Raw genomic sequence first — 11,469 nt, 5'->3', positions numbered from 1 at the left:
TAGGGTGAGATGGCGGTTAGCGTTTGCGGTAGCATTCCGGAACGGAAAGCTTTGCGGTAGCAAACACCATATCTGATCGACCAAGAGAAAAGAGCGTATTTCTTATGTCAAGTCTCCTTATTGCAGAAATACTTTTAAGGCAGTTGACAGGAGGCTAACTGATAACTGAAATGACCTATCCTTGACACTTTTTGTATCTATAATGTAATATAAAAGTAGTATATAATTTAAATTTGACTTTTGTATTTGATTTTCTAGACAGTATAAGTTATCTTAGTTTGCTCAGTTGAATAAGTAAAAATAAATATATTAATTTTGAAAAAATAACGAATTATCAGAATAATAATATGAATAATTATCCTATAGAAAAAATCAGCAAGTATCTGAGCTGGGTTTTGAGACATCGCCCGGATAAAATAGGTATAAAACTTGATGCTAATGGTTGGGTTGCCATTGAAGAACTGTTGAAAGCATCTCAAAATTATAACTTTCCGATAACTCAGATAGAATTAAATGAGGTTGTAGAAAAAAATGATAAAAAACGCTTTTCTTTAGACTCTACTCAGACTTTAATTCGTGCTAATCAAGGACACAGTTTAACAGTTGATTTACAGCTAAAAGCAATCAAACCTCCAGATATACTTTATCATGGCACAGGAAATCATTTAATTGACTTGATTAAACAGACTGGTTTACAAAAAATGTCGAGACATCATGTTCATTTATCAAAAGATATTAATACTGCTATAAATGTCGGGAAAAGAAAAGGAAAACCAGCAGTATTTGCTGTAGATGCAAGTGCCATGTACAAAGATGATTATAAATTTTACTTTTCTGCAAATCATGTCTGGTTAGTTGATGAAGTCCCCTCACAGTATTTACAAATAATGAGAAAATAATCAAAGTAATTAATCAAGTATCAAATTAATTATGAAAGTTGAATACTGAATGATATAAAAACTATTTATAAAAGGAATTTATTTATCTTTTCTTTTGCGGGTTTAATACCCCCACATCTCACCCGCGGTACTCAAAATTGTTTGGGGGAGCTAATCCATAAGCAATTTTTCCTCCTGACTCCTGACTCCTGACTCCTGACTCCTTATTCAAGTAGATTTTTGACAAAATATGGGAACAGAATATTTCGACAGTAAAGAAAATTCTCAACAAAATAATCCTCAAAATAAAGGTTTATTAGGAGCTGGTTGGCGACCACTTAACCGAGACTTTGATTGGGAATATTTATGGCACTTATTATCTAAAGATCCTTGGGAACTCAGTCAAAAAACTCTTGATATAGCTAGCGATATTGCTGATGCTTTGGGTCGTCATCAATTTGCTTGGTGGGCGAATATATTAAATGTTTTTTCGGAAAATACACGATATGAATTTGATGAATTTTGGGACTATATAACTCCTCAACCTCCAGCTCCAGATTATCGTTATCAAGATGTATTGAGTGTAGAAACACCTGTGATACGCACTATTACTAGAGACACTATTGCTATTGAGTATGTTCTCAATAGACTACAGGAAATTACTATTTTTAAAATACTTGATTTATTGGGTAAACCTGACATAATTACCCAGTCATTCATGGAAAGAAATTTTTACTATCCGATAGAAAGATTTATCAGTTGGCAAAGTCTAGAAACTTTAGGAACAGTATATGCTTATTGGTCAAAATATTCCTGTTGGTTACAAATAGAATCTTATGATAAAGGTAGACGTTACTACAGTTTAATTGCTAAAGATATAGCACCACTTGTAAGAAAATCAACCTATAATATGGCAGTGATGGTAAGTGGTTATCAATGTCGTATAGGACAGGTTCAAAGTCAATTTCCGATCGATACATTTCCTCAAAATATTCAAAATTTTACTGACACGGTACAACAAGCAATTCTAGAACAAAATCAATTAGCTGTATTAGTAAGTGGAAAACCAGGAACAGGTAAAACAGCTTGGACTCAAGCATTAGCAAAAGAAGTTCTAGTTCCTTTAGGATATGTAATTTTTATATTAGATCATGATGCAGTAGAAAATTTTGTACCACCAGCATATCTAGAACAAATTTGTATTATTATCAATGAGGCAGATAATTTAGCTCAGGACCGCTCGCTTCAAGCTGCACAAACTAATAATAAAACAGAACATATTCTCAGTTTGCTAGATGGTACTTTATATCAAAGTGTCGTAGATGAATCAGGGATTTATCTGAAACAGAAATTAGTTGTTTTAATGACCTGTAATACTAAAGAAAGGCTAGATCCAGCTATTTTACGCAAAGGTAGAGTAGATTTAATGTATGAATTTACTTACTGCTTTGTGTAAATTTGCGTAAAATGTAGTTTGGTTTATAAAGTTTTGATGTAGACTTTAGTTTCTACACAAAAGGTTGCTAAAATATCTTAAAGAGGAGAATTATAATTCTAAGTGGAAAATATACTTAGAATTGAGTTTATAAATGTTTACAGGTAAAGTAATCATAAAAATTGGATAATAAAAAATATAGGATTTTTTTTATTGGCTTATTGGCAAGAATTAATAATATATGAAAAAGTCCATTTCAATATTTATTGTTCAGTATAAAAATTTCAAACCTGTATTTGATTAAGTTACAAATAACTATGTATTAGTGGGAAATTACCAAAAACAATAAATGTAGCTTAAATTATATTCAACCATCTATACACTTAATATTCAGGTAATTGATGTGGCCTATTTGTGAATTTTAGATTGAATCAACTTTTTTTGTAAGCATTTCCTGCAGAATGCTGACGGCTGAATGCTTACCTTTTTTTTGACAATTTCCTGAAGTAAAAAAAAATATACAGAAAATAGGAAATAATTCTGATAGTAAATCTATTTTGAGAGTTATTTTTGCTTTTTTATTTAGTAGTTATTATATTTTTGATTTACTTATTTCATATTCATAACTTTTGAATTTATGAAGAAGTCTGATAAATATTTTTCTGATTCTTCTATTTAAAAAAAATCATAGTTAACTTCTCCAACTGAGATATTCTTAATATAAAAATTAACTATTAATTAAGATTTGACAACTTGCATTTATAGACAAGTTAGTCTTAAAAAGATGATAGTAGAGGTGGTGAAACCAATCATATTCAACACCCCCTAATTTATCAAACTGAGATTATGTACAATCTGACAGTACAAACAGCAAATCAGACTAGGGAAGAAACTTCAAAAATGAAACAAAGGCCAACAAAAGCAACTAAAGCAACTAATGATGGTCATTCAACCCTTCCCCAGAGTCATCAATATCCAGAGATACATGGAAGTCACCATCAATTATGCCAATTCATCAAACACATACCTGTTGCTATAGCAATGCTAGACAAAGAAATGTGTTACCTGGCCACTTCTGGGATGTGGTTACAATATTGGCAACTTGAATCTGATAAAATTATTGGTAATCAACATTCTCAGCTATTCCCTAATCTCCCAGATTCTTGGCATCAACAAGCTAAAAAATGTCTACTGGGTATCATTGACCAATTTGATTTAGAACATCTAACTACCGTTCCTGCTTCTAATGGATTGATACAATGGGTAAAATGGAATGTCAAATCTTGGCATACAGATGAAGGTATTATTGGTGGTCTGATTATATCTACAGAGAAAATAACACCAGACAAACAACTTCAACAACAACTAGAATTAACTCAGTTAGCAACAGATAATGCTGGTGATGCTATTTTCTGGATAACAATTGCTGGAAAAATATGTTATACAAATAAACAAGGCTGTAATTTTCTTGGCTACTCCGAATCTGAACTACTTGAACTAAGAATTCATGATATAGACCTAAAATTATCAGTAGAAGTTTGGCAAACTCATTGGCGAGAAGTTAAAAATCAAAATTATTTGAGATTTGAGTCTAATTTTCTCACAAAAAAAGGCAATATTTTACCTGTAGAAGTTAATGTTAATTATTTAGAATTTCAGGGTAATGAATATCAATTTGCTTTTGTACGTAACATTTCTCAGCAAAATAAAATTAATCTACATTTACGAGAAGCTAAGGAACAATTGCAAGCGGTTTTAAATGCTGTACCAGGATTAGTTTCATGGGTAGATGCAGATTTACGATATATAGGAGTTAATCAACATTTAGCTAATGCCTATAATTTACCCATCAAAACTTTTATTAATCAAGAAGTAGGATTTTTGCAAACTAGCCCAGAATTTAATGATTTTGTTTATGAATTTTTTGCTAAACCAGATTGGAATTATGCCAAAGAAGTAAAAACCAATGTTAGAGGAAATACTAGAACTTATCTAATAGTTGCTCAAAAATATTATCGCGATGAAGTATCGTTACCATCAGCAGTTTTTGTCGGTTTAGATATTACAGAACGTTTGGAAATGGAGGCTTCACTACGCAATAGTCAGGAAAAATTCCGGCAACAAGCTTATCAATTAGAGCAAACTTTGCAGAAACTAAACTCGACAACTACTCAGTTAATTCAAAGGCAAAAAATGTCTTTCTTAGGACAGCTTATTACAGGTATTGTCCATGAAGTGAATAATCCTATTAATTTTATTTCTGGCAATATTGTTCATGCGATAAATGATGTTAAAGATTTGTTGTATTTAGTCAATATCTACCAACAAAATCTTCCTCGCCTTTTGCCAGAAATTGAGTCAGAAATTGAAGATATAGAACTAGATTTTATTCAAGAAGATTTGCCAAAATTATTAGACTCAATCATGGCCGGATCAGAAAGAATTGGAGATGTAGTCACCTCACTCAAACAGTTTTCTGCAGTAGAAGAAGAATCTATAAAAACAGTAGATATTCACAAAGGTTTAGAAAGTACACTTTTAATTTTACAGCATCAGTTTCAAGGCAAAGGAGGTTGTCCTGATATTAATTTGATTAAACAATATGGGAGTTTACCAAAAGTAGAATGTTATCCTGGACAGTTGAATCAAGTCTTGATGCACATTTTAACTAATGCTATTGATTCACTGGAGGAGAAACACAAAGATTTAGTAGCAAAAAATATCAGTCATCAACCATTTGAGCCACAAATTTTAATTAGTACAAAAGCAAAAGATTATTCTGTAGAGATTGCTATTTATGATAATGGCCATGGCATGACTAAAGAAATATCTAATCGTATATTTGAACCTCTATTTACTACTAAACATACGGAAAAAAATATAGGTTTAGGTTTGTCAATCTCTCAAGAATTAATTGTTGAAAAACATCATGGAAAATTGTACTGTAATTCTCGATTTAGAGAAGGTACGGAATTTATAATTGAGATTCCTATTAAGTTCGGTCATTCAAGTTAGAAAGGAAAACAAAAGTATTTTATTTAATCAGGTTAAATATTCATTGACAAATCCAGCAGTGGAACCTCCTGCTTCGAGGTTATTAATTGCTGTGATAATTTTCTCTTTTTCGTTGCCTTTTGTAGGTGGTAAAACTACTCCTGCTGCTCCAGCATAAACAACTATTGAAACAGTATCTTTCTCTGTTAGTTCACCTACCAACAATTGAAAATATGATTTGATTAAGGGTAGTTTATTGGCAGTATTCATAGAACCATAAACGTCTAACAAAAAGACCAAGTTATATCATGTCCGATAGCATCGGTATTGTATAGCAAGGGTAGGGAACACTTAACTGGGAACAGGGAACAGTTTATGCTTCCTTTTATGGATATATTGGTAAATCCCTTTGGCGGAACATTGCCACAGCGGACACTCAGGCACAGATTACTTTTAACTTTTAACTTTTGACTTTTAACTTTCAAAAATTATTCTTCCTCAAGTTTAGAAGATTTAGCAACAGAAGTAGGAAAAAGTAGAGATGTTGCTGCTTTTTTAGCAATTGTTTCTGAGATGGAAATTTGCTTGAGAATAACCAAACCTTCTTTAATAAACATATCCCTTAAAGCTGCCTTTTCTCCACTATTAAAAGGAGTCTCATAAAACACTTCTTTAATTCCAGCAGAAATAACTAATTTCAAACAATAAATACAAGGTTCTAGAGTGACATAAATAACTGAACCATTCGTAGAAATGCCATGTTTTGCAGCTTGAGCAATAGCATTAGCTTCTGCATGAACAGCACGAGATGGTAAAACTTTACTAGCATCACAACTACTTAATTCAGGATAACAAAAACCTTGACTTGTACAATGTGAAGAACCAGAAGGAGGACCATTATAACCAGTTGCCAAAACTTGTCTATCTTTAACTATTACCGCCCCCACTGGAAAAGCTAAACAAGTTGAGCGAGTAGCAGCTAATTTAGCAATCATTAAAAAATATTCATCCCAGGTCGGTCTTTGATATAATTCTTCTGTCATATTCCTGTTGAACCAAATCCACTAATATCTCTTTCAGTTGTACTTAATCGATCGACTTCTTCTACCTTAACAGATAAGACTGATGCTATAACCATTTGAGCTATTTTCATTCCTTTAGTTACTTTAAAGGAATTTTTACCATGATTTATCAGAATTATTCCTATTTCTCCTCGGTAAGTTTCATCGATAGTTCCGGGAGTATTTAAAACAGTAATTTGATGTTTTAAAGCTAATCCACTTCGCGGGCGAATTTGTGCTTCTGTTCCTGATGGTAATTCTATAGAAATACCTGTATGAATTAATGTGCTTTCTCCAGGATTAATAGTTAATTCATCAATAGAAAATAAATCTAATCCGGCATCTCCTTTATGAGCGTAAAAGGGAATAATTGCTGATTCATCTAACTTTTTAAATTTCAGTTTTATCATTTTTAATTAACCTGATTTAATTTTGAATTTTGACTTTACTTTCTTTAATTCTTACTTTGGAATTTTGAATTTTGACTTTAAAGAGAATAATTGCCTATTCATCTAACTTTTTAAATTTCAGTTTTATCATTTTTAATTGACCTGATTTAATTTTGAATTTTGACTTTACTTTCTTTAATTCTTACTTTGGAATTTTGAATTTTGACTTTAAAGAGAATAATTGCCGATTTATCTAACTTTTTAACTTTCAGTTTAATAATAGGAAATAGAGAGCTTTGTTAATATATGATACCTTGATTTATACCTGTATGGAGACCTCTCTGCCAACTCCCCTCTAGCTCACAGGAGAGTCTTTCTCCCGCTTCCTTCTTCCTCCCTTTCAAAGCGAGATGGAAGGGGGTTGGGAGGGTTAGGTTTTTTAATTCATATTTTCAACCTTGACACGCCAGTAATAGATTGTTTCATCTAAAATGCTGCATTACTTTAAAAAGATTTTGCAGGAGATGTATTTTTGACAAAAAAGATGATTTATGACCTAAAAAATCATATCAAAGCTACTCCCGAATCACTCCTGAATTATTAATTCAGACTTCTAAAAAATTCCGTAGTCATTCATAACAAAGACTTATAAAGTAAGTATAAGATATTTTGTATAATTCTTAAATAAAAAATAGTCAAATATATTATAATGAAACATAATTTTTTCCTGATAATTAATTAATTAATTCCTATGCGTTAAAAAGTTATAATTTTTTGACAAAATGATAGATTATTACTATAAAAATCCTAAATAGGTTGCGACAAATCAAGGTGACAATTGGGACATTGATTTATGATAAATCTTGATACCCATACTTGGATTTTGTGGTTGAGAGAGCGATCGCTTTCAACTATCACTATCCAAGACTCAACGACAAATCCAACCAAATTTAATTTAAAAATATGTCAAAAACAGTTTATAAAGTCCAAAATTACTCTCACAACAAAGATGTCGATCAATTGTATGCAACAAAGCCGCAAATAACTGCAAAGTTTCCGTTTATGATGAATGGTCTCCATTAGAAGAAATTATTGTCGGAGTGGTAGAAAATGCAAGACTTCCTCAAATTGACCCCAGTGTGCGCGGGGTAGATTTTCCTGAATTAGCTGACGAAGATATCCCAACTGGGCAATTTAGCGATCGCGTCCTAGAAGAAACTCAAGAAGACCTTGCTATTTTGGTTGCCACGTTGCAAGAATTAAACGTGAAAGTTCGTCGTCCAGAAATTACCAACCATTCAATCTCTTTTTCTACCCCTAATTGCTCTACTTGCGGACATTTTAATTATTGTCCTCGCGATCTGTTTCTTGCCATAGGTAATCAAATTATCGAAGCTCCCTCCCCTTCTCGTTCTCGTTATTTTGAAATGGATGCTTATAAAAAAGTATTTTTAGAGTATTTCCATTCCGGTAAAAGCATTGCTGAGTGATGAAAAATTAGCAATTGAAAGGCATCCAGTAATGGAACGTTGGGAAACGCCTTATATGAAAGCTTTTGCTGCGTTAGTAACTCGAAATGGGGGTAACATATTAGAATGTGGTTTTGGCTGAGGAATATCGGCTCATGCTATTCAATCTTATTCTCCAAAAGAACATACAATTATAGAACAGCCTATTAATTGAGCGATCGCTTCTTAACCAGAGGCGATCGCTCTCCTCTTCATTTGAATTTCTATTGAATTCTTACTTTTGACTTTTGACTTTCTATGGTGCTAACTTACCTTTACCAAGTCTATTTTTTTCATACCATTCTGCTATATTCGGCACCCAATATTGAACATGAGGCCACATTAACTCACAAAGTTTTTGAATTTCTAATTGAGCATTCTTTTTCCAACGTAAATCCAAAAAATGTAGCAAACTACGACAATTAAAACTAACAACAAAATGCTGACGATAATCAAAAGGAATTTTTCCTCTTGCGTGTTCTTCAGACATTCCAAATTCCATATCAAGTTTGTATTTCTTAGCTGCCTCCAAACACCAATGTAAATCTTGTTCTCGTTGTTCAGCAGAATAATAATATTTTTTACCTTGACGGTCAGAATATTCCCCTACTGGACGTAAATAAAAAGCAGTTTCTATATCCGTTTTTCCCTCTGCAACTGCAATAACTTTTCCCGAACAAAATCGATAACTTTGTACATCGAAAGTAACTCCCACACGATGAGTTCTTGCTTGCTGCATAACACTATGAGGAAAAAAACCACAATTAAAAGTAATTTGAGGATGTTAAACTAAACAAGCTTATTTCCGGATTACTCCTTTATAAAGCCTGTTCGTCTTCAGAACCGGACGTGAGACTTTCACCTCATCACGGCTCCTCTCTTAAACGTCCCTTGTCATGGGTACATCCTTAAAATTCCACTTAAGATCTAATGAGTCCTAATGGTTCACTGCTTTTAAATCCTCGGCAGTTTTAACGTCGTGGCAATATCGGTACAACAGTTGTTTGTTTTTATAGGTGTTATCACCGCCTTCAGACCTGGGAACGATGTGGTCAACTTCGATTAAATCCATTGGTCTAAAGTGTAATCCACAAAATGCGCATTTACCTTTTTGTCGCTTAAGTAGCGTTGTAACTTCTTTTCTTACGCCAGGATGTTTGTCGATTCTGCTACTCCAATAAATCCAATCACCATCGTAGGGAGATTTATTACCTCTCACCTTGATGTGCCGTTCAATAGGTACGTCTGAGTGTTGGTTTAGTATAATCTTACCATTAGTAAAAACCCAATTTCTGGTTCCTTTTTGGTGAAAATACTTCTGTTTGACCCAGGTGGCTGACTTATTTGGATGTCTTCTACTTGCCCACCTCCATAGTCTTTTCCATAAGAGATTATCAAGTTTACTAAATGTCTCTTTGCTGACTACGGTTGAATAGTAGTTCGTCCATCCTCTGATTACCGGGTTTAGTTTACCTATAAGTGACTCTACTGGTGCATTTTTATGAGAGTCACATATATCTGCTAATTTCCGATAGTGAGTTCTTATACTCTTAGAGGATGGCTTAATCAGTGTTTTAAATCCTTGCTTGATTGACTTTACTTTCCATTGCCTGATTGTGAATCCTAAAAAGTCAAATCCGGGTTGATTCCTTTCATACTCTTTTAGGGTGTGGACAATTTTAGTCTTTTCTGGTTTTAGCTTTAATCCTTTTTGGTTTAACCATTCCTGTATCACGATTTTTGCTTGCCAGACTACTTCGATGTTCTCATGTAAGATGACGAAGTCATCCGCATAGCGTATTAGGATCAGACTCTTCATTTTGTCTCGCTGGCTTATTTGCCTACCGTTGTTACCTTTCATATCAAGGTTTTTTGCAAATGTCATGAGTCTTTCTTCCATACCGTGTAAGGCGATGTTTGCGCTTTTGGGGACTAATTACCCCTCCCTGTGGGGTTCCTTCCACAGTGTCTAGGAATTTATTGTTGTCAAACACTCCGGATTTTAACCATTGTTTGATTAGTCGTCTGTAGGGTGTTTGGCCAATTTTTCCTAGCAGTGCATCATGGTCAATTCGGTCAAAACACTTGGATATGTCAGCATCAAGGACATATTTGGGCTTTTTGTTGATGCTGGCATAGATGGCTGCAATAGCATCATGTGTTGACCGACCTGGCCTAAAACCATAGCTATTAGGTTCAAAGCGTGCTTCCCACTCTGGTTCCATACCTAACTTCACCAAGGCTTGTAACGCTCTGTCGTACATCGTCGGGATGCCTAATGGGCGTTTTTCATCTTTTCCTGGTTTTGGTATCCAGACTCTAAGGGTTGGACTTGCTTTGGGGTAGCGTGTGTTTAATAATTCGGCCAAGTTAAATCTCTGCATTGGAGGTAAGTTTTTAATCCCATCTACTCCAGCAGCTCTCTTTCCTTGGTTATCCTGTGTCACGCGCCTAACAGCTAGCAACCTTGCGTGGTAGCTTTTTAAAAGAAGTTTTTGGTATCTGTGCATCTTGCGGAATTCGCCACGACTAGATGCTCTGTAAATCAATTTTTGTAATTTGTATACAGATTTTTCTACCTTCTTCCAATCAATATCCTTCCATTTAAGGTTAGGATTGATTGAAACTTGTGAAAGCATATCCTCTGTATCCCATGCTACGCTTAAAAAGCGAGTGCGTAATTCTGAGGTCTCCTCAGAATGTAAGACGCACTCAAGAAAGGGCTTAGGATTCCCTAACTTTCTTTTTAGTGTCTGAGATTTATTCATTACTATTCATTGCCTTACATTACGTCTAACAGTGGGTACGTCTGCATTACTGCTTTTTACCCAATCCTACTCTCCCTAAGACCTACGTCCAAAATGCGCAGATTGACCTTGAATGGCTTCCTAAGATTTCGACCTATATGCTTAGGTGTCTTAGAGAGGTTTCCTCGTTCCCTTATTCCTTTTTACGGCTGATTTAGTGGGGCAAAATCTCCCGGAGGGTTTGGCATGGTTGTTGATCATAGCTAGAACATACTATTATCCATTAACCCTCTGACTTGTTGTCCTACATCCCATAGCTATCTTAGGGATGGATGGATGTTTCGAGAGTTTGATTACCTTCCTGTTCGTCCACTTGTCAGCCTCTGTATCCCATGCTACGCTTAAAAAGCGAGTGCGTAATTCTGAGGTCTCCTCAGAATGTAAGACGCACTCAAGA

12 protein-coding genes are annotated in these 11,469 nt (G+C 34.1%); 5 read left to right on the top strand and 7 right to left on the bottom strand.

What is annotated here, in order from left to right:
• Positions 1-347 precede the first annotated feature (347 nt).
• From D5R40_RS25860 to D5R40_RS25850, 3 genes are all read left to right on the top strand, one after another.
• A complete protein-coding gene (locus tag D5R40_RS25860) occupies positions 348-899 on the top strand; it encodes an RNA 2'-phosphotransferase (protein WP_124147212.1) in 552 nt (183 codons plus the stop codon).
• 229 nt (positions 900-1,128) lie between these two features.
• Positions 1,129-2,334: an AAA family ATPase gene (locus D5R40_RS25855; protein WP_124147211.1), complete on the top strand. Its 1,206-nt coding sequence runs from the start codon at positions 1,129-1,131 to the stop codon at positions 2,332-2,334.
• Between the two features lie 825 nt (positions 2,335-3,159).
• Positions 3,160-5,328, top strand: a complete 2,169-nt coding sequence (locus D5R40_RS25850) for a PAS domain-containing sensor histidine kinase (RefSeq protein ID WP_240041652.1) — start codon at positions 3,160-3,162, stop codon at positions 5,326-5,328.
• Positions 5,329-5,355: 27 nt separating this feature from the next.
• Here the strand turns inward: D5R40_RS25850 and D5R40_RS25845 are convergent, their stop codons facing one another.
• The 3 genes from D5R40_RS25845 to dut all read right to left on the bottom strand — a co-directional run bounded on the left by D5R40_RS25845 (position 5,356) and on the right by dut (position 6,775).
• Positions 5,356-5,598 carry a VWA domain-containing protein gene (locus D5R40_RS25845; protein ID WP_275670448.1) on the bottom strand — a complete coding sequence of 81 codons (243 nt, stop codon included), beginning with the start codon at positions 5,596-5,598 and terminating at the stop codon, positions 5,356-5,358.
• A gap of 197 nt (positions 5,599-5,795) precedes the next feature.
• On the bottom strand, positions 5,796-6,350 hold the full coding sequence (locus tag D5R40_RS25840; RefSeq protein ID WP_124147208.1) for a deoxycytidylate deaminase: 555 nt from the start codon (positions 6,348-6,350) through the stop codon (positions 5,796-5,798).
• Positions 6,347-6,775 carry a dUTP diphosphatase gene (dut, locus tag D5R40_RS25835; RefSeq protein ID WP_192901209.1) on the bottom strand — a complete coding sequence of 143 codons (429 nt, stop codon included), beginning with the start codon at positions 6,773-6,775 and terminating at the stop codon, positions 6,347-6,349. The genes D5R40_RS25840 and dut overlap by 4 nt, the downstream gene beginning before the upstream one ends.
• 1,082 nt (positions 6,776-7,857) lie before the next feature.
• Here dut and D5R40_RS25830 point away from each other — a divergent pair.
• Together D5R40_RS25830 and D5R40_RS41445 are read left to right on the top strand one after the other, a co-directional pair.
• Positions 7,858-8,247, top strand: coding sequence for a hypothetical protein (locus D5R40_RS25830; protein ID WP_124147206.1), 390 nt, complete (start codon positions 7,858-7,860; stop codon positions 8,245-8,247).
• Complete coding sequence (locus D5R40_RS41445) at positions 8,237-8,368, top strand: hypothetical protein (RefSeq protein ID WP_275670447.1); 132 nt, start codon at positions 8,237-8,239, stop codon at positions 8,366-8,368. Before D5R40_RS25830 ends, D5R40_RS41445 begins: the two co-directional genes overlap by 11 nt.
• A gap of 153 nt (positions 8,369-8,521) precedes the next feature.
• Here the strand turns inward: D5R40_RS41445 and thyX are convergent, their stop codons facing one another.
• The 4 genes from thyX to D5R40_RS38100 all read right to left on the bottom strand — a co-directional run.
• Positions 8,522-9,040: an FAD-dependent thymidylate synthase gene (thyX, locus tag D5R40_RS25825; RefSeq protein WP_275670449.1), complete on the bottom strand. Its 519-nt coding sequence runs from the start codon at positions 9,038-9,040 to the stop codon at positions 8,522-8,524.
• A gap of 162 nt (positions 9,041-9,202) precedes the next feature.
• Entirely contained in the window at positions 9,203-10,150 is a 948-nt protein-coding gene (locus tag D5R40_RS43545) for a group II intron reverse transcriptase (RefSeq protein ID WP_287287454.1), read from the bottom strand.
• The gene (locus D5R40_RS43540) at positions 10,128-11,033 is read right to left on the bottom strand and encodes a reverse transcriptase N-terminal domain-containing protein (protein ID WP_287287453.1); all 906 of its coding nucleotides are present in this window, start codon (positions 11,031-11,033) and stop codon (positions 10,128-10,130) included. The genes D5R40_RS43545 and D5R40_RS43540 overlap by 23 nt, the downstream gene beginning before the upstream one ends.
• A 255-nt stretch (positions 11,034-11,288) precedes the next feature.
• On the bottom strand, positions 11,289-11,469 hold a 181-nt coding region (locus tag D5R40_RS38100; protein WP_205127695.1), incomplete at its 5' end, for a hypothetical protein.

This window comes from Okeania hirsuta (assembly GCF_003838195.1).
GTDB lineage: Bacteria > Cyanobacteriota > Cyanobacteriia > Cyanobacteriales > Microcoleaceae > Okeania > Okeania hirsuta.
This window is presented reverse-complemented; position numbering and strand designations above follow the sequence as displayed.